The sequence below is a fragment of the Sporomusa sp. KB1 genome (assembly GCF_007830295.1).
Taxonomy (GTDB): Bacteria; Bacillota; Negativicutes; order Sporomusales; family Sporomusaceae; genus Sporomusa.
The window spans coordinates 5198306-5218573 of the sequence record NZ_VLKC01000002.1; the positions used below are offsets into that span (position 1 = coordinate 5198306).

Consider the following 20268-nt stretch of genomic DNA (forward strand, 5'->3'; position numbering starts at 1 on the left):
CCTACGCGGTATGGGTTACAGCCAATACGTATGCTTCCATTTCCGTGTCCTTGGTTACGGTAATGACAACCACGTTCTGCCCTTCTACCCATGTCAAGGCGTTTGCTAGGTCTTCCGCCGTACCGTTTAATGTCGCCGTGATGGTTGCTTCTCCATCTTTAACCGTTGCAGTTACCAAGTCAGTAGCGTTTCCAGTTTCAGCCGTGTAGTAATGGATTGCACTATTAAACGCCGGGCTTATCTCAACAGCACCGTTAGCGACCTTCAACCCGGCCAAAGTAGCATCAACAAAAGGCTTAGTGCGCATAATCGGGTAAACCGGCTTTAAGTTCGTGATATTAAGGCGTTTGAAAGAGGTGCTGTCAAGCGGCTTACCATTTCCGTATAACTTGGTCAAATATACCCTTTCATCTTCAAGGAAACGGTATTCATCCGAATACTCTATTTTACCGCCCTTGCCAGTTCCAAGCGCCATAAAATACCGTTTTCCAAGGCCGATAATGGCCTCATTTGCCGGAACCCATACTGATTGTATTACTCTGGTGGGAAATGGGAAGATGTTGGTCACATAACTGCCATCTTGCCTCTGGAAAACAGATGCAGGCATAACCTTGGTAAAATAGTCAACCGGGTTGACTATTAGCAAAACTTCGCTGATCGTGCGGTATAACCCAGTAGGCGCGACGGCCAAACTTGCCAGAATGCCACCGTAATTTTCCGGGGTAAATGAGGAAAACGGCACGGCTACCAGTAATTCATAGCCGTTTGTGGGATGCAGTGCCGAATTCGGGTCCCGCCGCATACCGCAAGGCTGATTTACGCCGGTTCCATTAATAATGCCTTTTTCAAGGCCGTTGGCGATTGCTTCTGATAGGATTGTACGGATATACCGATCAAGCCACGCCGGTCCTAAATCCAGCATTGCTTTGCCAATCGGGATAAACGCGGATAATTTCTTTTGCGACAAGTCAATTTTACTAAATCCTGCTGTCAATTCGGTTGCGATAGCGGCGGTCAAGGTGTCCCATGTCGCTAAGTGCCGACCATCCTGAACACTGACCAAGATTTCAACCAATGGGCCGGTAGGCATAAAATTAATGGCATCTAACAAGGGGTGTGCCTCGGTTATGTCTTCAAATACCGAATCAATAACGGTTTTAGGGAGAACAACATCAAATTCCGTAAGGGACTGTTGAATGTTCCCCGTTTTCATGCCGGTGATGAGTTTTTCATAAAAGTTAGTTTCCTGTGAAGTCAAAACCCTTACGCCACGCCCGGCAAGAATGGTATTGTCGGAAGACTGGACAAGCCCTTTAGCCTCCGACATTACCGCTTCTTGCAGCATGTCGGTGTAATCGGTAAACGCCTGGGAAAAATCTTCCTCGTTGCCGTCTTTTATGGCCTGATTCATTTTGACCATGATTTCTGCTTTCTTTTGCTGGATTAAATCCAAGTTTTTCACATGCTTCACTCCTTTATTAATAAAAAAATCAGCGGAATAATGCCGCTAATAATTTTTTTGGGTTATTTTGTTGATGTTTTTCTTCCAGTTTGGGCGGTGGTTCCGGCGCGGGATGCACTGCCGGTTTGCTTTGTTGGCTCATTTCGCGGAATTGTGCCGTAAGCGCCCGGTGATAACTCAATTGTTGCTCTAATGTTTTATTAACGGCTTGCAGCATTTGTTTTGCCGTCGTTAAGTCGGCTTCCTGTTCTAAAATCTTGTCGCACAATCCATATTCAAGGCATTGCTTGGCTGTTAGCCACGTTTCCGCCTCCATTAGTTCTTTTAATTTTTCTTCGGTTATTTTTCCGCTTGATTTTTCAAGATATGCCTGTCGATTACCCTCCATTCTCATGTCGTTGTCATCAGCCGCCTTGCGCAGTTCCCGTGAGTTTCCAAATACATAAAGACGTATATCGTGTATCATTTGCATTGTGTTTGAGTACATAAAAACTTCATCGCAAGCAGTAAGGATAAATGACGCCGCTGAACATGCAAAGCCATCGACATATCCCGTCTTATGCGCACTGTGTCGTTTTAATTGGTTTCTGATAGCATAAGCCTCATAGGCTGACCCGCCAAAGCTATTCGCGTAGATATTAATTTGCTTAACATCTGGATATTTAGCCAATTCTCTCCTGAAATACTCGGCAGAGGTTTCGCTTTCGACAAGTTCCCAGTTCCACCAGTCTATATAATCCGCTTGAATATCCCCATAGATATACATATCCAGTGAATCCGGCTGTGCCGACTGTTTTAATTCCCATGTGCGTTTTTCTTGTTTCACTGTTTTTCACCCCCTTTTAATCTTGTTTCAATTGGTTCATAGTTCTTGGTCATCCAGCGGGCGCGGCTCCATTCGGTGTTTAGCGGTTCCATGCCTAAAACTTTAAGGCTGTCATCGACGCAGAATGCCCCAATGCGTTCCAGTATGTCTAGAGAGTTGGCAATTTCTTTAATATCAACGGCTTTCACGCGGGAAACATCTAACCTGGTGTATGTTTTTTCAAGGTACGCCGCTTTGCCGTAATATTTGCGGTTAATTTCATCGGTGATTAGTTCACCCATTGGGTTTATGCAAAATGTCAGGAAATTACTCATAGCTTTGTCAGAATCCGCCACGTTCCCCTTCAGTAATGGCGGCGGTACCTGAAAGGCAATAGCTGTAAAGTCAAAAACATCGTCAACAAGAGCACGTATATCACGGCTTTCCGTACTACTGCTTCCTGTAGCCGTTTTACTGTTTAATTCGTTATATTTCATCCCCTTGGCTAATGGGATGACGGCGTTTCCTTCCGCTTCAAAGAATCGTTTAAAACGAATATCAAGGAGATTTGTCAGGTCTTCTTGTGCTTTTTGCGTTTGCGGGTAAGTTGATTCAAGCTCCAGTGTTCCGCGTTTGGCCCGGCTTTTTTTATAGTTATCCTGGCTGGCCGCGATTAGTTTGGCGTAAGAAATATAAAGCCCTTCAACTACCGGCCTTATTTCTTCGTTATGGAGTTCAAAGCGGAATACTTCTGATTCTTTATATGGCCTATTCAATTTTAAATCGCCAATAACTATGTCGGTGTAGATGTTTTCAAGAAATGCAAATTCCTTTGGCTGAAAACTGTCTGCTACATAAAATTTTCCGCTCTGCTCGATAACCAGACATTCATTATCTAGTACCAATTTACTAATAACGTTCCGCCAAAATTTTGAGGCGGATTTGTTTTGATTCGGTTCCACATTAAGCAGATAATAGTTGTCCTTCCTCACTTCCTCCCCCTTTAAATACGTTAAAAACTCACCACGGGCCACGGTATTGGCAATCAGGTTAATGCATGACTGGATAGCTAATTTTTTAAAATATACTTCCGCTGTCAATAGCCCTACCTGGGTGTCTAGCTTTAACGTATTGGTATTTCTGTCAAATAGGCTTAAAAACCAATCCCATACAGCCATACCCAACCCCCTACAAAAAACATTAGTACGTCCTCACTTCCATTGTGTTAAAATCCTCGCTGATTTCTACTAATTCAGAATCAAGCACTAGGGCATGAATAAAGCCGAAAAATCCGTCAGTCTTACGGGTTTTCGGCTCAATTTTTTTATAGGTCACATTTCCTTTTTTGTCCATTTCCTGGCACGTGTTATTGATGTACCACCGCATTGTCATATTATCGCCGAATATAACTGTTTCCTCAGAAAATATAGATTCAATGAGCGGTGCAACCTTGGCATGGGTAATCGGCCCGCTGCGAACAACTTTAAGCGGCAGCCCTACTTCCGTGAATTTCTTTTCCACCAGTTTGGCCCGGTAATCGTCGCAAGCAATGTTGATTATATTGTATTTTTCTGCCTGCTCTAAAAACCAGTCGGCGATATGATCGGCGGTTATTGAATCGCCTTTGATTATGGTTATTAGCTTTTTTTCCTCAGCAACCTGGACGGGGAATTTAATTGGTCGGCTTTCGATCTGCAGAGCTTTATGACAAACAAATGAATGTTCTATGCCAATTCGCTTGCCCTTGTGTTTAAACAACAGTCCCACACTGGCAAAGTCACGAATACTCGCATAATCTAGCCAGCCAATACAGTCTAATCCCTCTAATTCGTCGTATGGGATTGGTCTGTCCGAGCTAGCGGCTGCTTTGATTTTTTCCCATTCGGCCACGGCAGCATATATATCCTCTGCTGGAAAATTCATGCGCTTTGTCATAAATTCAATAGCTATTTCCGGTTGGTATTTCATTTTTATAAATTCCTTGTCCATTTCCTTTTTTAGCTCCGGGAAATAAGGCAAGGACGGGCAGGCTTTCGGCCACATGTCCGGGTTTTTGGCTTCCTCTTTTTTGTCAATCCTATATATGAGCGGCAGTAGTCCCATGTCTTTTATTTCGCCGTTCAAAACATCCTCGGCTATTTTTAGTTCCTGATCAAGCACCCCGCCCCGTACATAGCCGTTAGTGGTGATCTTGAAAATCCTCGAATGTTTTCGCTTCCCAAATCCAGATGTAAACACTTTAATGGTATTATAGTTTTCATATTCGTGTATTTCGTCGAATACCAGGCAGCCGGAACGTTTGCCGTCCTTGGTTCTGGCGTTTGATGTGTTGTACCTGATATAAGACTGTGTTTTTAGATTGATAATTTCTTCTTTGGATTTGTAGAAGAATTTTTTTGACTTTGTCCACGTTCGGTCTAATACTTCGTAAACATCGTTAAAAGACGTTTTTGCCTGATCTTCATTATTGGCTATAATGTCAATATTATAGCCCCGCACGCCATGGTAATGCGTGGTTAAGTACCATATCACCGGGGACACAAAACCATTTTTCCCATTGCCCCGCCCCATGACAATCAATATTTCGTCAAATACTACCGTATCATTTGACCTGTAATAACAATGGATAAGGGCAATGGCAAGAAGCTCCCAATCCAGGAGCTTCATTTCAAAATACCGCTCGATTAGCTCAACGGCTTTGTCTATCTTCTCTGTGGCAATCAGTACATCGGCTGGCGGGGCAAGTTTAAATTCGATGTAGTCTAATGCCTTGATAATATCCTTTCCGGCTGTAATTTTACCGCCGCGAATATTATCCATGTACGAATCAATGTAAGGGTGATAGTTACATTTCCTCATCGTCGTCGCCAGGCGCTTTTAGTTCAGTTGCCCTAAGACCAAGGTCATTCAGGATTTTTAACATTTGCGCATTGGTTTTGTTTAGTTCTCCTATGGACTCATTCTTTTTATATCCTCCCTGGTTAGGGCCGTTATTCCAGGCAACCATAACGCCCCGTTTACGGATATCCGCTATGAGTTTATTTTTTATTTGCCACAAGGCCATGTAGTCATTGACCAAATCTGTATACTGGTTGCCGTAAACTCCATTTCTTTCCAGTTGTTCCATGAGGTCATTTTCAATATCGATTTTTTTTACTTTCCTTGCCATTTACCCCCCTCCCCCCTCACGCGAGAATTTGAAAAAATATCTTTTGTCCTGTCCCCTCCCCGGTCCGGGGTTTAGGCAGGAAAAGCCGTTTTTCTGACCGGGGGGGTATTACCAACGTTCGTTATTAACGAATTTTTTCTTTATTTGTTTCGAATGTAATTTTTCCGGGTGTTCCTCATTGTGGCATGAGTTGCAAAGGCTAATTAGATTACTGTCCTCTAATGCCAAGTCTTGTCTATTCTTTAAATGCTTTATATGGTGAACGCATTCAGCTATTGAAAATCTTCCTCGGCTTTTACATTTTTGGCATTCGTTATTGTCACGTTTTAATATCTCTGTCCTTTTGTGCAGCCATACAGCAGAGCGGTAAAACTGTCTGATTTGTTCTAGTGTCACATTATTACATAAATCTTTCCCAATACTTAGGATAAAGGCCAGATAGGTATTCTTCGCATTGTTCTCTTATGTCTGCACCATTCGTTCCACTGTGCCGCTCTGTATGATGTTTCAAGCAAAGTGTAACTCCATGTTCAATGCGATCTTCTTTGTCGTTTCCTTGTGGTTCATGATGAAACTTTTCTCTTGGGTCTACATACCGGCCACAACCTTTGATTATGCATTTACTGTCGTCTCTTCCGTGGATATCGTCATTGAGTTTAGAAAGTTTCTTACCGGTTATCCGTACTTTCTTACGTTTTGGCAGCATTATAATAATGTCTCCTTAAAAATAAATACGTGTTTTATACATATTTTCATTGACACGTATTTTATACGTGTGTTATAATATAAACATCAGGAGGGGATATGTAATGCCGATGAAAGTTAGAGATATACTAAAACTAATAATGAAAGATGGATGGTATGAAATAGAACAGAAGGGTTCGCATCGGCAATTCAAGCACCCTGTAAAACAAGGCAAAGTCACTATACCGATACATGGTACAAACGATGACTTAACGCCTAAAACAGAAAAATCTATACTAAAACAAGCAGGGCTAATTTAATAGCCCTGCTTGCAAGGAGGTTTATATTATGCGTGACACTTATATTTATCCCGCAATCTTCGAGAAGTCAGTACAAGGCAAATACGGAGTTTCTTTTCCTGATCTTCCTGGTTGTATATCTATTGGCGATAACCTGCAACACGCTCACGAAATGGCTAAGGAAGCTTTAGGGCTTCACCTTTGGGGAATGGAGCGCGACGGCGACGATATCCCTGCACCTTCCTCTATCGATAGCATTGAGTTGGAAGAAGGCGAAGTAATCGGCTTAATCGAAGTATGGATGCTTCCCATTAGGGCTGAGCTTGATAATCGTGCTGTCAAAAAAACTTTAACTATTCCCCGTTATCTTAACGATATTGCCGAAAAGCAGAATGTTAACTTTTCTAAAATCCTGCAATCTGCATTAAAAGAGCATCTTGGGTTACATGCCAATAAACCATTTAAAAAGCAGCCTTAGTGGCTGCTTTCTCTCTATATAAAAGCCGCCCCGTATTGGAGCGGCTTTTCTCATTTCTCACTATATCACGTTTTTTGCTGAATTTACTGTATCAAAACTGTATTTTTTATTTTTGGTAGCACATCATTAAAATATTTAAGTGCTTGTCGATGTGTCTTGTAAAACGTACTCTCGCTGCAAAATAAGAACAGGGTATATATAGCCTTATCTGGCGATATTCTTTGTATGTATCTATGTCTGATTATTTGCGCCGCCAAGCTTCCCCAATTACCTTCTCTTGATAATGCTGTAATGATTTCATTATACTGCTGAATTTTATTTTGTTTTTGTTGTAGTTGATCTTTCAGAAAAGATTTTCTCTCTGGATATGCTTCGATAAATTGAACCCATGCTTCCTGCTTAGAACTTTCCATCCCGCCCGTAACGCTGACCGAATCAAGGTTGTGCATCCAAACCGGTGGCGATTCGCGGCGCGTTTCTAAATCTTCGATAGCCCGTTCAAGATTTGTGATTGCTAACTCAGTGCGCTTAATTGAATATAGGTATTGTATTACTGCTTTTTTCTCTTGCTGGTTCATTTCTACTCCCCCTATTATCTCCCTATTGATATCTGTTGACCGCTACGACAAAGTTTCTTAGCGCGATAGTAATTTTTCCATCTGAACTTTTTACGCTTGGTTAGTTTATTTGTGGTCACGTCTTTTAATTTTTGCGCTGCTTTTTTAATACCTTCTAGGTTAAATGGTCTATTGTGTAGCCATTTATGATAAGCATTACTAATTACCTCTGTATTTCCATTATTCGCATGATTAATATTTGCTCTACAGGTAATATGTACCATGGATTGTTCGCATTTATTTAAATCATGTTCATATTCTTTTGTATCGCCAATGGAGATAAATATTTGACCGCAATATCCACACCTTACCCTTTGACCATCCTTTGCCTTATAATTTTCAAATTTAGTTACAACATTCATAAACGGTAACGTTTTTCCTTGTTGGCGGCCCGGCATGACAAGCCAATGTTCTAAGTTAATTGTCTTCTCGCCTTTAACTACTCCGCCAGCAGCTTGCCCCGCCCGTTTGTCTTCTCTATCATCTGCCATACAATTTACCTTGTCCAATAACCATGCTACTGTAGCCATTAACGCCAAAATGATAATAAAACACGGTATCAGCACAAATAATTGGTTCATATTCTTTCACCCCGTTAAGCGTTTTATCCCGTCCTATGTTCTTTCATTACTGGATTCCTTAGCTATAAATTTATCAATGATCCGGTTTCCTATCTGCCGAAACTTTTGATATTCTTTGATCCGTTTCTAGGGAGCAAAGTCCTTATTTCGGTGTCGATGCGGTCAAAGTGATAAATCAGTTCCTGTAGGTCCTTTCTGTCCACATAGGCTTTATCTTGTCTTACACCTTCTTGCCGGTTAGCTGCCGCCTCACGCAGTCGGGCTAATTGTTTTGAAAAGCTCATTTCTATTTTTCACTCTCCCAATTCCGCATATATCTGCATCGTTTGCATTGTTCGTAAGGTTCGTCGCTCTCATGGGTGCAATATCCTTCGCATTTGTCCGGCAGTTCGGTTTTTGGCGCTCCGACTCCTAACCATTTACCACGCCGAATTACACGGCAGTTTTCTATGGTTTTCATTTATACCCCGCCCCCATTCTCGGCAAATAGCGGCTCACCCAGTACACTGGCCTTAATTGATTCAATATCATCATAAATTAGGGCGTTTAATGTTTCTAAGGCTTTTAATGCTCGTTCACCTGCCGGTATATCCATTAGGCAGTTATATTGCGCTCGAATGCGTACTAAACTGTTTAATAGCTCTTGTAGCTCGGTAAGTCTGATTTTTGGCGGTTCCGGTGTCGGTTCCGGCGCTGGCGCTGGTTGCTCCTCCCGGTGTACAGTTTCAGCTTTTTTCTGCCTGACAGTCTTTAGGTTTGTTTGACCGGTTTCCTTGTGCTGCTCATAGACGGCTTTTTGGTCTACCACCGATAGCCGGGATAGTTCGGCAGCTGTTGAAAAGTTAATATTGTCATGCTTTAGCTCTTCTTTGAATTCCTCTGTCAAGTTGTCGTTAATGCTTTCAATCCTGGCGACCTGGCTTACTGACACGTTTAGTGTTTCTGCTAATAGCTCCCTTACCCGCCCCGGCAGCTCATGAGTTTTCTTGTACTCTTTGAGCAGTTCTTTCAGTTGGTCCAGTTGAGTTACTTTTTCCCAGTCGCTTAATTGCCTGGTTGTTGAGTTGGTATAAATGAGCAATATTCGTTCCTTGATATCGTCAATGTTGGTTTCGACCCGGCAGGGGATATGCTCGAACTGACTTTTACCTTCTTCCACCAATTTAAGGCTGGCAAGCCTTCGCCTGTGTCCGGCTATTACTTTGTATGTGTCACTGCCGGTAATGGGTTTCACGGTTAGGTTTTGCTGTATGCCCAGCATTTCAATAGAGTCTTTTAAGTCTGCAACGTCTTCTAAGCTATAAAAGTTGTCGGCTGATGGTATAAGTTTATGGACGCTGATTAACTCAATTTTAAAGTTATCTGCTGGTGTTGGTTCGGCTTTTGAAGTAGAGTTAAGCAGGTCATTAAGACTAAATTTCGGCATTATCCCGCCCCTTTTGTGTTCAAATTGAACACATTTTTTATTCTCCTAGGTATTCCTTGACGAAACTAAGATAGTCTTTGGCCGCGTTACACCTTGGAGAGTATTCGATTATTGGTCTCCTGGCAAAGGTGCTTTCATCTACCTTATCCGTTCGGCGTATATGAGTTTTGAATATGGGATACTTGGTTTGCTCCCTTAAATGGGCTTCTCCTTGGGAATTTACATCATTGTTGGCGTACTGGGTTATGAGGCATCCCCTGAAATTTATGCCGGGGTTAAATTCTTTGATTTGGTCTATTTGTTCTGCTATCTCTTTAAGACCATCAAAGCCGAATTGGTCTATTTTTAGGGGAATTATGACTTCATCGGCTGCAACTAGGCCATTTATGACGCTCATGTTGATATCAGGGGCATTGTCGATTATACAATAGTCGTATTCTGACGCGACTTGTTGTAAGGCGTTTTTTAGGATGGTTTGCTGTTCTCTGGTTTCATCTAACATGATTTTTAGGTTAGCTTTCAGAAGGTGCATGTTTGCCGGGATAATGTCTAACCCCGGATATTCCGTTTTCCGTATTGCCGTGCTGGCGGTTACGGTTTCTGTTAATAAGTCAGCAAGGCTAGGATCATTATCGTTATGCAATCCTAGAAATTTTGAAGTATTTCCCTGTTTGTCGTTGTCGATGAATAATACCCTTTGGCCGCATTTTGTAGCCAATATATGGCCTATGTTGATTGTGGTTATTGTCTTGGCTACCCCGCCCTTTAGGTTGATTATGGATATGATTTTCATGGTTTCTCACTCCTAAATACAATCTCAATATCCCTTATATGCTTTGTCTTACTCTTGTCAAGCACCAGTATTTCCTTTTCACCCCGCCGAAGAAATAACGCCAGTACGTCCCTCTTCTTAATGGAGTATTCAGATATTCGATTTACTTCGCGCTCCCTTGCAAATCTACACGCGATATTTAGATCAAGAGTGTAGGCAATCCAATCTGTTTCTTCCGGCCTATGAGCACGGTAAGCGGTTATAAAATATGGTAACCGGTCATATTCCGCTAACTCTGATGGTTTCATGATAGACCGTAATTTTTGGCCTCTTTCTGAAGAAAATAGTCGTTTCCATAGCTCGATATCCGAACGTCCGCTGTAGTTAACCCAAAGCGTTGAGAGGAAAAACCAGTAGGCATAGTTGGTCAGTTTTTCGCATACCTCTGAAAAATATTTGATTGCTTCAGGTGTTCCTTCGAGCCTTATCATGTTTTCAGCAACTGTAGAGTCGTAGGCACTCCACCGGAAAATTGGAGATACATCTGTAAAATCAATCATTATTCAGCAATTCCTTCCTTTCTATTTCCGCTATTGCAGCTAATATGGGGTAAATCTGTTGAGGTTTCACTGCGTTTCCGAGGGTTCTAATTCTGTCCATCCTGTTGGGAATCCCATGTATTCCTCGGCCCAGCAAGGGTTTATGTTTCCACTCATTTCGGGGTGTAATAGCCGGAGGAATGACGGTAAATCCACTCCCCGGGATGAATTTTCCTGCATTTTTTGTGTGCGTGATGGTTTTGCTCCCGCTTTCCAATCCCGCGCAATCAAGGTTGGCCACAACGAACAATCTGTATCGTTCGTCATTTGCTCCGACACTTGCAGCCGGTATAACAATCGGTTGTGTGGTGTAGTTGACGCTCTCCAAGTCAGATAACACATCGTCGAGTCCCATGGATACATGACCAGCAACATTTTCACCAATAAACCAACGGGGCCTGATTTCGGATATCCGATCAAACACATATGGCCAGAGTGCGCGGTCATCTTCCTCGCCTCGGCGCTCCCCGATAAGACTGTATGGCTGGCAAGGATATCCTGTGGCCACAATGTCAATTCTGCTGATTCCTGCACGTTCTAACCCCCCCTTGTTTAAAGTTTTGATATCGTCAAATATCGGGGTATCCGGCCAATGCTTTTTAAGCACTCTTTGGCAATATAGGTCTTTTTCGCAAAAGGCGACTGTTTTTATTCCCGCCCATCCAGCAGCAAGGTCTATGCCGCCTATACCACTGCAAAGAGATAGCATGTTAAGCATGTTTTACTCCTTTGATAGCTTACGGGCTTTTTCTATGGCCCGTTTCCGGCGCTTTGGGACGCCGGGGTTTACCGACGCCCCGCCGGTCGCTGTTTCCTTTCAGAAGGGTATTTCTTCATCCGGGTATATATCTTTTCCCATGCTGTCTAATACGGCGTCAGCTTCTTTATTGCCGGTAGATTGCTTCCGCTCTAAAAATTCAATTGACTGTGCTACTACTTCGGCTACGCGGCGCTTATGGCCGTCATTGGCTTCATAGGAACGTATTTGTAAACGGCCTTCTACCAGTATCCGCTGCCCTTTGCTAATGTTGTTGCCGCAGGTTTCGGCTAATTTTTCCCAGGCCACAATCGGAATAAAATCTGCATTGTTTTGTCCCTGACCGCTGCTGAAGCGGTTAACTGCCAGGTTAAAGGATGCTACCGCTTTACCGCTGGCAGTATAACGGACTTCTGGATCTTGAGCCAAGCGGCCCACTAATATAACTTTGTTCATGGCGCTTCTCCCCATGTGCGCTTTGTTTCGGTTACGTTCCCGCCGCATATTACTTTCCCTAGCGGCGTTTTATCACGCCATTTATCTTTTATGAGTGCATATCTGGCAAATACGATTAGCTTTGAATCCTTGAGCTCCTGATCGGAAAAATGATATTGGCGCTTGTCCAAGTCAAGCATAAGTAGAAATTTCTTGATTCCGTTCTCTTGTGCGCAGACTTTAGCGGCGCTCTTGGCCGTTCCTTTCGTTGGGTATGGTTTACTTATCATTGTTGTTTTCCTCCCCGCCCTGTTGCCGCTCTATCTCTATTACCATGTCGCAAGCCAATGAAAACGGGCAATCCTCACAATCTTCTACATGTCCCGGTATGGGACAATCTGCACCCTGGTTTTCGGATTTTTGAAATACTTTAAAAACTGCCATTCCTAATTTGGTGTATTGATTATCTCGTTCCATCCCGCCCAACTCATTTATATCCAAGTTTCTAAAATCGTGGGGTCATCCGCTTGGTGCCTCGGTAGTCTTACCATGTGCCGTGGTATCGTCATTCGTATTTCTGGCAACGTGTCTTTTACTACGGCTATGATGGTTGGCTTCTGCAGCCGGAATAACCTGGCTACAAACTTGCCGGGGAAGTCGCTCGGATTCTTGTAGACTGTGATCATTGGCATGGTGACTTGATTTAAGTCGGCTGTAATGAAACTGTTCAGGATAATTTGTTGTTTCATGAATCAACTCTCCTTTGTATGTTTCTTTTTACCTACGCAATATTTGCAATCCGTATAATACGGGGTTCCGCTCGGCATATGGCAACATTCGCAAATCGCGGATATTGTTCGCCATGTTGCTCCACAAACCTTACATTCCATGTTAACCATTGGGTTACTATAGCCGACTACCCGCCCTGGGCTATTACATTTCAGGCAATATGTCCGACTTGCTTTACCTGGTAGGCATTTCATGTACTGTCTTCTTCCAGTAATTTTATGAGTTGATAATGCAGGTATGGGTAGCCCGCTTCGGTTTCTCCGCGCATAACGCTGTCTTTATCTAGGTAGTATCCTTTAGGCGGTTTTATCGGTTCGCGCCAGGTGCTGGCCGGAACTATGATTTTTATTGGCTTGGGGTGAATGAGGTTTTGGCTGCAGTTCCAATTCCGTTTGTGGTTCTTTGGTTGCTTTTTCAGGTCTTTTTCCATATAGTTGGCAAGGCGTTTGCAGTCTTCCGGTTCCCCGCCGAAAAGCTGAATCTTAGAAAATCCATGTTTATCCCACAGTTTTTTTATCTGCGTAATGCTAAGTCCAATGTTGTTTATTAGCATGTGGTGGTGTATCCGGTTCATTTCTGTAGTGATTATGTATTTTAGCGGCACTCCGTGTTTGTGGTGCAGGCGGCGAAGGGCGCGAAGAAATTTGTCAATATGCTCTTTGGCTTTTTCCGGGGGCGGGGCTTCCCCACCGTAGGTCAGTGTCAGGTATAGGTCGTCTGCTTTGTAGTTGGCACATATTAGGAGGTATAGGCTTTTCCTTGATCTGCGGTCATTGTGTTTCTTTTGGGTTTCTGTGGTCTTTTTCCGGTTTTTGCTTCTTGGTCTCTTTGGTGAATTATGTTTTGCATCATGGCAGACTACCACGTCTGTAACATTACCTGCCTTAGTTGTTATCCTCTTGTATGACATTGTAATTTTCTCCCATTACTAACTATAATTTCTATCCGTGAATAACTAATAATAATTGGGGTATGTTACTAATAGAAAATCTATAGTTTTGTCCTAATATTAATCACTTTTATCAAGTCAAAAACGGCCTTGAAGCCGCGTAATTATTGACTTTTAGGCCGCATATGGACTATAATGGAAGTGAAGTGTAGTCCATATGCTTTTGGTTAAACCCTTACGCTGTTGGTAGCAGTCGTAAGGGTTTCGTTTCAGGAATTCGGTATTCTCATCGGATGGGGTCGCTGTTGGTAGCAGCGGCCTTTTTCATTTGTTCGATTAGCAGTTCTATGTCAGAAATACTGAACTGCTGTCGGGCTAAGTCCCGCCCGTGGAAGTCGCCATTACAAAGTACTGTAATAATATCAGGCATGGGCTTGTCCCTCCTGTTTTAGTTTGCCGCAGGCCGCCAGGTCTGCGGCTTTGTATTCGTTGCAGTCATACTCCGGGGTGCAGTTCGCTCGGCAGTCACCGGCGCAGAATCGAAAACCGCAATCTGTTTGGCACGTTGTACACTGGCAGGTAACAGGCCAGTTAGGCGGGGTGTACTGCTTCATGAATTTTCGTGCCTCCTTTGATGGTTACGATTGTTGGCGCTGAAATGTATCCGCATATCTCGCCAACTGCCTAATTCCCATGCCGCTATACATATGGCAGTGATAAGTGCAACTGTTATGCCGGTCATGGTGCCTGCAATGATTTTAAGCAATGTTTTCACTCCTTTCTTGATCTTCCAAATTGTCCTTCCTGGTTGTTTTGATATTGAAGCATACAATTCCAAAGCAGCCTAGGTCTTCGGGGTCTGGTTTGTCCGCACATTTACCGCCTGTGTTATGTAGGCAGTTCGTTGCGTCGATAATGCACTTCATAGGGTTTTATTCACCTCCTTACAGGAAATTATTTACTGCCGTCGAATGTGTCACCTCAAAGGGAGGTGATATTATGGAGCTTTTAGGGTTAACCGCAAAAGAAATGTATGATTTATCTAAGGAAATATGGAAAACTAACGAGGAAGAGCTTGCAAAATCCATGTCCAAAGCAATCCAAGAAGAAAAAACACCTGAAGACATTCTTCGCAGATATACTAACGAAATGGCTTTAAAATTCATTCCCATCGTGTTAACTCGCGTTATTGAGGCAAATAACGAAAAAATTACTTCTCAGATTCAGGAACTTTTAAAGAAGTAAACTCAATCGGTTCGAGACATGATTTTCTGAATGATTCAATTATCGATTCTTTTAATTCTTTTGCTGTTGGCCGTTCTTCAAGTTGCCGCTTGAGGTCGGCCATTTCTTTTTCCAGTTGAGATACACGCTGTTCTAAATCCATCTTTCTCCACCTCCCCGCCACTCACGCAGCTTTTATTTTTGTTGCTCCCTCCTTACCTTGCAAGCTGTAATTTTCCTAATATTCCGGTTCCTTTACCTTGAAGCTGGCGCGGTAACGCAATTTGTTCAGGTTCGCGCTTTTGGAGCGTTATGGTTTTGGTATGGCTTTTTAACCAGTCTTGAAAATCCGCTTCTTCGATGTATACGCGCCTGCCGATCTTGATTACCGGCAGGCCGTAGTTATATATCCAGTTGTTTAAAATTGGTTCTGTTATGCTTTCTTTTTCGCAGAAAGCTTTTTTGGTGTGTCTCGGCATTGATTTTTCTCCTTTCTCACAGGAAATTAATGGTTCTTGTCGAAGCATCACACTAGAAAGGATGTGTATGGATGCAACGCGATCTTGAATTGATCAGGAATATTCTTTTGAAAATTGAAAGCCTTGATAAAAGAACGATTACTATTCATGATTTAGGCGGCATTACTACAGATGAGTTTAATAAAATCGGATTTCATCTCCGACTGTTAATGGATTGTAACTATATTGAGGCTATTGATTTACGAACTAAAGAATGCGATAACTATGTTGTAAAGCGAATTACATCTTTAGGGTATGATTACTTAGACAATATCCGTGATAATAAAGTGTGGAAAGAAACAAAAAGTAAATTAACTGCAATTGGGTCTTCGGCATCCCTTGAAATTATTAAACTGGTTGCTGGAAAAGCAATTACAAACTTGTTAGGAATTTAGCTTCTTTCTTAATGGTTGTTTTGAAAGTATCATCTAAAACATCTAACTGATTGTGCGAATCTTCATTTTCATAGTCCTTTAATTCTTGGAATACCATTTCTCTATGCTTTGCTAGGCTAATTATTCTGTTTAAGCAAAGCTCGAACTCTGTTTTTGAATCCATTCTTTTAACCTCGCTTTCCCGCCCGGCAGGTTTTATGCTGCCGGGCCTTGTTCTGGTTTTTTCGGTGAGCGAATTAACGTGTCAAGCGGTTGGCCCACACAGCCCATTACATAAGCAATAGCTATTGCTTTTTCCATTGCTGGTAGAGAGCGGAAAATATCCATCATTTCTGCCGCATCTTCAAACAGGCTTTTCTTTTTTTCGGTCATTATTTTTTCACCCCATTTCTATTGTTTAGTCTGTACATAAAGGAAGTTGCTTCCATTTGTCGTATTTTCACCCTATAAAGGAGGTGAATGTTATGCGAACAAACGATCTTAACCAAAAACTCTTAAAGGCTTTAGATGACTACAAGGAAAATACAGATTCCCTGCTCGATGCTTCTGAATCAAATCCGATTCGAGAATGTGATGTTCACGACTTTGCAAAACAAGTTTTCTATACTTTGGATGATTTTAGAAAACATATTGTTGAGTATTTAGAAAAGCCTTGACCGTAAACCGTCAGTTGCCGCTGACGGTTTATTTCTTAGCAGGTGTTAGTTCAACTTCAACTTCTAATTTACTTAAGTTCCAAAGACAATCCCTGAGTTCTTTAATCGCCTTTTCTGTTCGAATTATTGTTTTGTTTACGTCTTCCGCGTTGCTTATTTTTAGAGTCGCTTGCATCTTATCACCTCGCTTTTATCTCATTTTTAACGTTTGTCTATAATATAATATTGATAAACGATATTGTCAATAGATTTTTTATGTTAAAATATAGACAATCAATATTTTAAGTGGTAATATAATTCCAAGGTGGTGTAAAAATGGCAATTGTTAAATTCCCTGATATTAATCGCAGGGTTAAGGAAGTTCGCCTTTATTTCAATCTTAAACAAGGTGAGTTTGCTCATAGAATTGGTATTAAACAAAGTTCATTGTCAAGCATTGAAAATATAGCAGTAAATGTATCAGATCGTGTTATTAAAGATATCTATTCTGGTTTTGATGTGTCGGAAACGTGGCTTCGAACTGGCGAAGGCAATATGTTTGTAGATAAAGCCGAAACGGCTCTCACGAAAGCTGCCGAATTACTTAAGTTAGACGATATAGAGCAAAGATTTCTAAGCGCTTATCTTAGTCTCGATCAAGAACAGCGGCAAAATTTTAAAGAGTTTTGGCGTCAAATTGCCGTTGCATATAATTCTCAGGATGAAATAGCCGCTACTGTCGTTACCCGCCCCGCCGTCAGTGATAAAAAATTGACACGCGCCCAAAAAGAAGAATTGATGAAGCAACAATTAGACGCAGAAGAAAAAAGGGAAATGTTGTTAGCTTCCACTACTATAAATGGGTTCGGAAAAATGGCATAAAAAAAGCCGTCCATTTTAGGACGGTGTTTAAATTCGCGGCTTTTGCTTTGAATGTTAATTATTTAACCTTCTTAGTTAAATCAAATATTTGCAAATAAAAAACCGCCTGCGCTTTCAACACAGGCGGTCTACAATAACCATAAAGGCCATTGCGTCTACTCATGTATTATTATACCGCATTTGGCCTTTCTTTCATAGGGAAAGGGTGATTTTATGCCTAGTAAAATCAGGCGGCGTGGTAAAGACTCCTATCATTTTTTCGTGCCTAATGGCTACGATGCGAACGGGAAGCAAAAAGGCTTTGAAAAAACCGTCCATGCCGCCAACGATACGGAAGCTGAAAAGCTATATGATCTTTTTAAAGCCGATTGTTTGCATGGTAAGGTTCTTGCTGCCGGAACTAAAAAAATGACGCTTATCCAGTTTTTCGATTATTACAAAGAGCATTATTCGGCAGCTAATCATGAGGAAACCACCAAGGCATATAACGATAACCTTTTTCAGCGCATAAAAGTGGTCTTAGGCCCCTACCGGATAGATCAGATAAAGCCACATCATATTTTAGATTTTTTTAAACAAATATCCGCTGATGATATTAGTTGTAAAGATGGGCCGCTAAACGGGAACACTATAAACAAATACTACATACTGCTGAATACGCTGTTTAAGACGGCAGTGAAGTGGAAATTTCTTACCGAAAATGTAATGAATTCTATTGACCGTCCCAAGACGAATAAACCTCATAAGAAATTACCTACCGATACCGAACTAACTAAAATATTGCAAATTCTGGACAGTGAACCGCTTGAGCATCGGCTTTGGTTTATGATCGCTTTTGGGCGCGGTCTGCGACGCGAAGAAATTTTTGGCTTGAAATGGGGAGACTTGAATTTCAAGACCCGCAAGATGGAAATTAACCGGGCTATTGTATATGTCCCTGGTAAGCCGCTTATTGAAAAGGACACTAAAACGGATAATTCTTACCGCGTTGTTGCTATGCCACAGTTTCTCGTCGCTATGTTCACGGCGTGGGAGGCCGAATTGCGGGCAAGAGTGAAGAAGCGCAACAAGCGGAAAAAAGTTTTGAGTATTGAGGATTCTTGCGGCCCGGATAAATGGGTATTCCAACGGGCAAACGGCGATTGCAGGCATCCTTGCAGTTTCACAACGTTTATGAGACGATTCTATATGGACAATGGTCTTGCTAAGGTCAGTCCACATTTGCTGCGGCATATGTCCGGCAGCTATCTACTCCGGCAAGGAATAGACCTAGCCCGCATCAGCGCGGATTTAGGCCACGGTGACAAGGCTTTTACGATGCGCACCTACATTCATGAACTAGACGCTGAAAAAGATAAATCCGCCGACGCTATGGACGCTATTGTGGACAGCTTAACACCGGTATCTGACGAAATAAAGAAAGGACAGGCATAAATATTGCCTGTCCTTTTCATTTTGGTATTATGTTATTAGATCATTCCCATCTTCCACTCTATTCCGTTGCCATCTTGTATTTCTTTATAGGCTTTTTCGATTTCAATTAATTCAGTTTCACTTAAATCCTCAATGTTACCGCAGGCGGTTATCTCCCCGGTATCCCGCCCCATGTCTATAAATAACAACTCATTATCTTTTAAGTTTTGTTTCATTGTTTTGCTCTCCCGCCCTACATGATAGCAAAAGTCCCACCCTGGTCCGCTTCACTTGCAAACAAGGATAGGCGTGGTGGGTTCTGTTGTTCTTATTATAGATCATTAATTAATGATTCGCAAGTTTTAGATTGCGTTGGTTTTATAATTCGTCTATTCACTGTGTACATTTATTAATTTTGTCTTTTTAAAAATGCTTCAAGGGACAATATAAGGGACAACTTTACATAATCAAAAACGTGTCACAGGCTATAAACCCGCGACACGTCTACATTCTTATGGCGACCCCGGCAGGATTCGAACCTGCGACCTTTTGATTCGTAGTCAAACGCTCTATCCAGCTGAGCTACGGAGTCTTTTTATTATTACAGCCTTCATTTAAAAACCGTAAGCCAGTTTCTGTTTTAGGAAATTATTTATCTAACGCAGGAACTGCGTTCTCCCCTTCGGTTTGATTCCCTACAGGAAGTTCCCCTACCAAAATTCGGGTTTCTGCCTCGTGGAGTTTACCACTTTTCACTAGACTGTCGCCAGTCTACTCATTCTCTATGCACTTTATGGCTACTTTTGGCTACATGAGTCAATTTTGCCGTCGTCAGAGCATTCGCCCTGCCCCACCTTGCAATGGGCACGAACATTACGACCATCTCAGGTCGTGGCAGTCTGGACTTTCCTCAATACTACAACAATATGCAGTACCGCAATTTCCCGTTTTTAAAAAAGGCTGGAATTTTTTGGAACAAAATAACTTAAATCGCAACCAGTGGCGACATTTATATATGTTATCACATATTGAATAACCCGTCAATATAATATTTTACTAATTAATTTTTGGTTCATTGTAAAATGAAATGCAACACTCCTAATGAATAAAAAAGAACAACCAATGTGAGAACTCATGTATGATAAAAGCGACCAAACCCAATCATACGGAGGTGTTCACATTGGCTGTTATCACCAAGGATACCACATCTGCACGATCTTTTAAACACCTGAGCCTTATCGAACGAAGTATGATCTTCGCTCTGCTTCGAGAAGGCTATTCTCTTCGTCATATTGCAAGGCAACTGGGCCGCCACGTCAGCACCATCTCGCGTGAAGTCGGTCGTGGCACGACAACCCAGCGCCGGTCTGACTGGACGAACTATGAAGCATATTTTCCAGAGACAGGCCAGAGCGTCTATGAAAAGAATCGCGCCCACA

36 protein-coding genes, 1 tRNA gene and 1 other RNA gene are annotated in these 20268 nt (G+C 42.1%); 8 read left to right on the top strand and 30 right to left on the bottom strand.

Going from position 1 to position 20268, the window contains the following annotated elements:
* Position 1: 1 nt before the first annotated feature.
* From SALPA_RS27935 to SALPA_RS27965, 7 genes are all read right to left on the bottom strand, one after another.
* Positions 2-1462, bottom strand: a complete 1461-nt coding sequence (locus SALPA_RS27935; RefSeq protein WP_145101667.1) for a phage major capsid protein — start codon at positions 1460-1462, stop codon at positions 2-4.
* Positions 1463-1490: 28 nt separating this feature from the next.
* Positions 1491-2288: a head maturation protease, ClpP-related gene (locus SALPA_RS27940; protein ID WP_222428147.1), complete on the bottom strand. Its 798-nt coding sequence runs from the start codon at positions 2286-2288 to the stop codon at positions 1491-1493.
* Positions 2285-3445: a phage portal protein gene (locus tag SALPA_RS27945; RefSeq protein WP_145101669.1), complete on the bottom strand. Its 1161-nt coding sequence runs from the start codon at positions 3443-3445 to the stop codon at positions 2285-2287. Before SALPA_RS27945 ends, SALPA_RS27940 begins: the two co-directional genes overlap by 4 nt.
* A gap of 22 nt (positions 3446-3467) precedes the next feature.
* Positions 3468-5087: a terminase large subunit domain-containing protein gene (locus SALPA_RS27950; protein WP_145102330.1), complete on the bottom strand. Its 1620-nt coding sequence runs from the start codon at positions 5085-5087 to the stop codon at positions 3468-3470.
* Between the two features lie 25 nt (positions 5088-5112).
* Positions 5113-5436 carry a P27 family phage terminase small subunit gene (locus SALPA_RS27955; protein ID WP_145101671.1) on the bottom strand — a complete coding sequence of 108 codons (324 nt, stop codon included), beginning with the start codon at positions 5434-5436 and terminating at the stop codon, positions 5113-5115.
* 108 nt (positions 5437-5544) lie between these two features.
* On the bottom strand, positions 5545-5832 hold the full coding sequence (locus tag SALPA_RS33360) for an HNH endonuclease (RefSeq protein WP_145101672.1): 288 nt from the start codon (positions 5830-5832) through the stop codon (positions 5545-5547).
* A gap of 4 nt (positions 5833-5836) precedes the next feature.
* The gene (locus tag SALPA_RS27965) at positions 5837-6142 is read right to left on the bottom strand and encodes a hypothetical protein (RefSeq protein ID WP_145101674.1); all 306 of its coding nucleotides are present in this window, start codon (positions 6140-6142) and stop codon (positions 5837-5839) included.
* A 103-nt stretch (positions 6143-6245) separates the two neighbouring features.
* Between SALPA_RS27965 and SALPA_RS27970 the strand changes: the two genes are divergently transcribed.
* Both SALPA_RS27970 and SALPA_RS27975 read left to right on the top strand, forming a co-directional pair.
* Positions 6246-6440 (top strand): type II toxin-antitoxin system HicA family toxin, encoded by a 195-nt coding sequence (locus tag SALPA_RS27970; protein ID WP_370516726.1) that lies wholly within the window; start codon positions 6246-6248, stop codon positions 6438-6440.
* A 28-nt stretch (positions 6441-6468) separates the two neighbouring features.
* On the top strand, positions 6469-6897 hold the full coding sequence (locus tag SALPA_RS27975) for a type II toxin-antitoxin system HicB family antitoxin (protein ID WP_222428148.1): 429 nt from the start codon (positions 6469-6471) through the stop codon (positions 6895-6897).
* A gap of 83 nt (positions 6898-6980) precedes the next feature.
* Here the strand turns inward: SALPA_RS27975 and SALPA_RS27980 are convergent, their stop codons facing one another.
* From SALPA_RS27980 to SALPA_RS29375, 16 genes are all read right to left on the bottom strand, one after another.
* Entirely contained in the window at positions 6981-7475 is a 495-nt protein-coding gene (locus SALPA_RS27980) for a DUF1492 domain-containing protein (RefSeq protein WP_145101678.1), read from the bottom strand.
* Between the two features lie 14 nt (positions 7476-7489).
* Positions 7490-8095, bottom strand: coding sequence for a hypothetical protein (locus tag SALPA_RS27985; RefSeq protein ID WP_145101680.1), 606 nt, complete (start codon positions 8093-8095; stop codon positions 7490-7492).
* A gap of 89 nt (positions 8096-8184) precedes the next feature.
* On the bottom strand, positions 8185-8379 hold the full coding sequence (locus SALPA_RS30660; protein ID WP_222428149.1) for a hypothetical protein: 195 nt from the start codon (positions 8377-8379) through the stop codon (positions 8185-8187).
* Between the two features lie 2 nt (positions 8380-8381).
* Entirely contained in the window at positions 8382-8555 is a 174-nt protein-coding gene (locus tag SALPA_RS29365; protein WP_186451267.1) for a hypothetical protein, read from the bottom strand.
* A complete protein-coding gene (locus SALPA_RS27990) occupies positions 8556-9521 on the bottom strand; it encodes a ParB/RepB/Spo0J family partition protein (protein ID WP_145101681.1) in 966 nt (321 codons plus the stop codon).
* Positions 9522-9558: 37 nt separating this feature from the next.
* Entirely contained in the window at positions 9559-10314 is a 756-nt protein-coding gene (locus SALPA_RS27995) for a ParA family protein (protein ID WP_145101683.1), read from the bottom strand.
* Positions 10311-10853, bottom strand: a complete 543-nt coding sequence (locus SALPA_RS28000) for a hypothetical protein (RefSeq protein ID WP_145101685.1) — start codon at positions 10851-10853, stop codon at positions 10311-10313. Before SALPA_RS28000 ends, SALPA_RS27995 begins: the two co-directional genes overlap by 4 nt.
* The gene (locus SALPA_RS28005; RefSeq protein WP_145101687.1) at positions 10846-11610 is read right to left on the bottom strand and encodes a DNA cytosine methyltransferase; all 765 of its coding nucleotides are present in this window, start codon (positions 11608-11610) and stop codon (positions 10846-10848) included. Before SALPA_RS28005 ends, SALPA_RS28000 begins: the two co-directional genes overlap by 8 nt.
* A 99-nt stretch (positions 11611-11709) precedes the next feature.
* A complete protein-coding gene (locus SALPA_RS28010; RefSeq protein ID WP_145101689.1) occupies positions 11710-12105 on the bottom strand; it encodes a single-stranded DNA-binding protein in 396 nt (131 codons plus the stop codon).
* Positions 12102-12374: a hypothetical protein gene (locus tag SALPA_RS28015; protein ID WP_145101690.1), complete on the bottom strand. Its 273-nt coding sequence runs from the start codon at positions 12372-12374 to the stop codon at positions 12102-12104. Before SALPA_RS28015 ends, SALPA_RS28010 begins: the two co-directional genes overlap by 4 nt.
* Positions 12364-12585: a hypothetical protein gene (locus SALPA_RS28020; RefSeq protein ID WP_222428150.1), complete on the bottom strand. Its 222-nt coding sequence runs from the start codon at positions 12583-12585 to the stop codon at positions 12364-12366. Before SALPA_RS28020 ends, SALPA_RS28015 begins: the two co-directional genes overlap by 11 nt.
* Positions 12576-12833, bottom strand: coding sequence for a hypothetical protein (locus SALPA_RS28025; RefSeq protein ID WP_145101692.1), 258 nt, complete (start codon positions 12831-12833; stop codon positions 12576-12578). Before SALPA_RS28025 ends, SALPA_RS28020 begins: the two co-directional genes overlap by 10 nt.
* A 230-nt stretch (positions 12834-13063) precedes the next feature.
* Positions 13064-13783 (bottom strand): hypothetical protein, encoded by a 720-nt coding sequence (locus tag SALPA_RS28030; protein WP_145101693.1) that lies wholly within the window; start codon positions 13781-13783, stop codon positions 13064-13066.
* A 265-nt stretch (positions 13784-14048) separates the two neighbouring features.
* On the bottom strand, positions 14049-14192 hold the full coding sequence (locus SALPA_RS29370; RefSeq protein ID WP_186451268.1) for a hypothetical protein: 144 nt from the start codon (positions 14190-14192) through the stop codon (positions 14049-14051).
* Entirely contained in the window at positions 14185-14376 is a 192-nt protein-coding gene (locus SALPA_RS28035; protein WP_145101694.1) for a hypothetical protein, read from the bottom strand. The genes SALPA_RS29370 and SALPA_RS28035 overlap by 8 nt, the downstream gene beginning before the upstream one ends.
* Positions 14373-14528, bottom strand: coding sequence for a hypothetical protein (locus tag SALPA_RS29375; protein ID WP_186451269.1), 156 nt, complete (start codon positions 14526-14528; stop codon positions 14373-14375). Before SALPA_RS29375 ends, SALPA_RS28035 begins: the two co-directional genes overlap by 4 nt.
* 233 nt (positions 14529-14761) lie before the next feature.
* On the opposite strand from SALPA_RS29375, the gene SALPA_RS28040 reads away from it, so the two are divergent.
* Positions 14762-15007, top strand: a complete 246-nt coding sequence (locus tag SALPA_RS28040) for a hypothetical protein (protein ID WP_145101695.1) — start codon at positions 14762-14764, stop codon at positions 15005-15007.
* Here the strand turns inward: SALPA_RS28040 and SALPA_RS29380 are convergent.
* Positions 14973-15149: a hypothetical protein gene (locus SALPA_RS29380; protein WP_186451270.1), complete on the bottom strand. Its 177-nt coding sequence runs from the start codon at positions 15147-15149 to the stop codon at positions 14973-14975. The genes SALPA_RS28040 and SALPA_RS29380 overlap by 35 nt on opposite strands.
* Positions 15150-15201: 52 nt before the next feature.
* A complete protein-coding gene (locus SALPA_RS29385; protein ID WP_222428151.1) occupies positions 15202-15513 on the bottom strand; it encodes a helix-turn-helix domain-containing protein in 312 nt (103 codons plus the stop codon).
* A 23-nt stretch (positions 15514-15536) separates the two neighbouring features.
* Here SALPA_RS29385 and SALPA_RS28050 point away from each other — a divergent pair, with 23 nt between their 5' ends.
* On the top strand, positions 15537-15899 hold the full coding sequence (locus SALPA_RS28050; RefSeq protein WP_145101697.1) for a DUF2513 domain-containing protein: 363 nt from the start codon (positions 15537-15539) through the stop codon (positions 15897-15899).
* On the opposite strand, the gene SALPA_RS28055 is transcribed toward SALPA_RS28050, so the two are convergent.
* Positions 15877-16062, bottom strand: a complete 186-nt coding sequence (locus SALPA_RS28055; protein ID WP_145101699.1) for a hypothetical protein — start codon at positions 16060-16062, stop codon at positions 15877-15879. The genes SALPA_RS28050 and SALPA_RS28055 overlap by 23 nt on opposite strands.
* A gap of 32 nt (positions 16063-16094) precedes the next feature.
* Entirely contained in the window at positions 16095-16271 is a 177-nt protein-coding gene (locus SALPA_RS29390) for a hypothetical protein (protein WP_186451272.1), read from the bottom strand.
* A gap of 92 nt (positions 16272-16363) precedes the next feature.
* On the opposite strand from SALPA_RS29390, the gene SALPA_RS28060 reads away from it, so the two are divergent.
* From SALPA_RS28060 to SALPA_RS28070, 3 genes are all read left to right on the top strand, one after another.
* Positions 16364-16555: a hypothetical protein gene (locus SALPA_RS28060; RefSeq protein ID WP_145101700.1), complete on the top strand. Its 192-nt coding sequence runs from the start codon at positions 16364-16366 to the stop codon at positions 16553-16555.
* A gap of 315 nt (positions 16556-16870) precedes the next feature.
* A complete protein-coding gene (locus SALPA_RS28065) occupies positions 16871-17416 on the top strand; it encodes a helix-turn-helix transcriptional regulator (protein WP_145101702.1) in 546 nt (181 codons plus the stop codon).
* A gap of 213 nt (positions 17417-17629) precedes the next feature.
* Positions 17630-18850, top strand: a complete 1221-nt coding sequence (locus SALPA_RS28070) for a site-specific integrase (protein ID WP_145101704.1) — start codon at positions 17630-17632, stop codon at positions 18848-18850.
* A gap of 35 nt (positions 18851-18885) precedes the next feature.
* Here SALPA_RS28070 and SALPA_RS28075 read toward each other — a convergent pair whose 3' ends face one another.
* The 3 genes from SALPA_RS28075 to rnpB all read right to left on the bottom strand — a co-directional run bounded on the left by SALPA_RS28075 (position 18886) and on the right by rnpB (position 19781).
* Positions 18886-19065, bottom strand: coding sequence for a hypothetical protein (locus SALPA_RS28075; RefSeq protein WP_145101706.1), 180 nt, complete (start codon positions 19063-19065; stop codon positions 18886-18888).
* A gap of 279 nt (positions 19066-19344) precedes the next feature.
* A tRNA-Arg gene (locus SALPA_RS28080) sits at positions 19345-19421 on the bottom strand.
* A 27-nt stretch (positions 19422-19448) separates the two neighbouring features.
* Positions 19449-19781: RNase P RNA component class B (rnpB, locus tag SALPA_RS28085), an RNA gene on the bottom strand.
* A gap of 228 nt (positions 19782-20009) precedes the next feature.
* Here rnpB and SALPA_RS28090 point away from each other — a divergent pair.
* On the top strand, positions 20010-20268 hold a 259-nt coding region (locus SALPA_RS28090), incomplete at its 3' end, for a helix-turn-helix domain-containing protein (protein ID WP_255451460.1).

Bases quoted from the DNA above. Each gene is read 5' to 3' on its own strand.
- SALPA_RS28005 (WP_145101687.1), bottom strand. From the start codon at position 11,610: ATGCTTAACATGCTATCTCTTTGCAGTGGTATAGGCGGCATAGACCTT.
- SALPA_RS27975 (WP_222428148.1), top strand. From the start codon at position 6,469: ATGCGTGACACTTATATTTATCCCGCAATCTTCGAGAAGTCAGTACAA.
- SALPA_RS27950 (WP_145102330.1), bottom strand. From the start codon at position 5,087: ATGGATAATATTCGCGGCGGTAAAATTACAGCCGGAAAGGATATTATC.
- SALPA_RS28050 (WP_145101697.1), top strand. From the start codon at position 15,537: ATGCAACGCGATCTTGAATTGATCAGGAATATTCTTTTGAAAATTGAA.
- SALPA_RS29370 (WP_186451268.1), bottom strand. From the start codon at position 14,192: ATGCCTGATATTATTACAGTACTTTGTAATGGCGACTTCCACGGGCGG.
- SALPA_RS28015 (WP_145101690.1), bottom strand. From the start codon at position 12,374: ATGATAAGTAAACCATACCCAACGAAAGGAACGGCCAAGAGCGCCGCT.
- SALPA_RS29390 (WP_186451272.1), bottom strand. From the start codon at position 16,271: ATGACCGAAAAAAAGAAAAGCCTGTTTGAAGATGCGGCAGAAATGATG.
- SALPA_RS29385 (WP_222428151.1), bottom strand. From the start codon at position 15,513: ATGCTTCGACAAGAACCATTAATTTCCTGTGAGAAAGGAGAAAAATCA.
- SALPA_RS28060 (WP_145101700.1), top strand. From the start codon at position 16,364: ATGCGAACAAACGATCTTAACCAAAAACTCTTAAAGGCTTTAGATGAC.
- SALPA_RS28055 (WP_145101699.1), bottom strand. From the start codon at position 16,062: ATGGATTCAAAAACAGAGTTCGAGCTTTGCTTAAACAGAATAATTAGC.
- SALPA_RS27995 (WP_145101683.1), bottom strand. From the start codon at position 10,314: ATGAAAATCATATCCATAATCAACCTAAAGGGCGGGGTAGCCAAGACA.
- SALPA_RS28025 (WP_145101692.1), bottom strand. From the start codon at position 12,833: ATGAAACAACAAATTATCCTGAACAGTTTCATTACAGCCGACTTAAAT.
- SALPA_RS27990 (WP_145101681.1), bottom strand. From the start codon at position 9,521: ATGCCGAAATTTAGTCTTAATGACCTGCTTAACTCTACTTCAAAAGCC.
- SALPA_RS28070 (WP_145101704.1), top strand. From the start codon at position 17,630: ATGCCTAGTAAAATCAGGCGGCGTGGTAAAGACTCCTATCATTTTTTC.
- SALPA_RS27980 (WP_145101678.1), bottom strand. From the start codon at position 7,475: ATGAACCAGCAAGAGAAAAAAGCAGTAATACAATACCTATATTCAATT.
- SALPA_RS28030 (WP_145101693.1), bottom strand. From the start codon at position 13,783: ATGTCATACAAGAGGATAACAACTAAGGCAGGTAATGTTACAGACGTG.
- SALPA_RS28040 (WP_145101695.1), top strand. From the start codon at position 14,762: ATGGAGCTTTTAGGGTTAACCGCAAAAGAAATGTATGATTTATCTAAG.
- SALPA_RS28075 (WP_145101706.1), bottom strand. From the start codon at position 19,065: ATGAAACAAAACTTAAAAGATAATGAGTTGTTATTTATAGACATGGGG.
- SALPA_RS29380 (WP_186451270.1), bottom strand. From the start codon at position 15,149: ATGGATTTAGAACAGCGTGTATCTCAACTGGAAAAAGAAATGGCCGAC.
- SALPA_RS29365 (WP_186451267.1), bottom strand. From the start codon at position 8,555: ATGAAAACCATAGAAAACTGCCGTGTAATTCGGCGTGGTAAATGGTTA.
- SALPA_RS27955 (WP_145101671.1), bottom strand. From the start codon at position 5,436: ATGGCAAGGAAAGTAAAAAAAATCGATATTGAAAATGACCTCATGGAA.
- SALPA_RS27965 (WP_145101674.1), bottom strand. From the start codon at position 6,142: ATGCTGCCAAAACGTAAGAAAGTACGGATAACCGGTAAGAAACTTTCT.
- SALPA_RS28010 (WP_145101689.1), bottom strand. From the start codon at position 12,105: ATGAACAAAGTTATATTAGTGGGCCGCTTGGCTCAAGATCCAGAAGTC.
- SALPA_RS30660 (WP_222428149.1), bottom strand. From the start codon at position 8,379: ATGAGCTTTTCAAAACAATTAGCCCGACTGCGTGAGGCGGCAGCTAAC.
- SALPA_RS28065 (WP_145101702.1), top strand. From the start codon at position 16,871: ATGGCAATTGTTAAATTCCCTGATATTAATCGCAGGGTTAAGGAAGTT.
- SALPA_RS28035 (WP_145101694.1), bottom strand. From the start codon at position 14,376: ATGAAGCAGTACACCCCGCCTAACTGGCCTGTTACCTGCCAGTGTACA.
- SALPA_RS27970 (WP_370516726.1), top strand. From the start codon at position 6,246: ATGCCGATGAAAGTTAGAGATATACTAAAACTAATAATGAAAGATGGA.
- SALPA_RS27945 (WP_145101669.1), bottom strand. From the start codon at position 3,445: ATGGCTGTATGGGATTGGTTTTTAAGCCTATTTGACAGAAATACCAAT.
- SALPA_RS28000 (WP_145101685.1), bottom strand. From the start codon at position 10,853: ATGATTGATTTTACAGATGTATCTCCAATTTTCCGGTGGAGTGCCTAC.
- SALPA_RS27985 (WP_145101680.1), bottom strand. From the start codon at position 8,095: ATGAACCAATTATTTGTGCTGATACCGTGTTTTATTATCATTTTGGCG.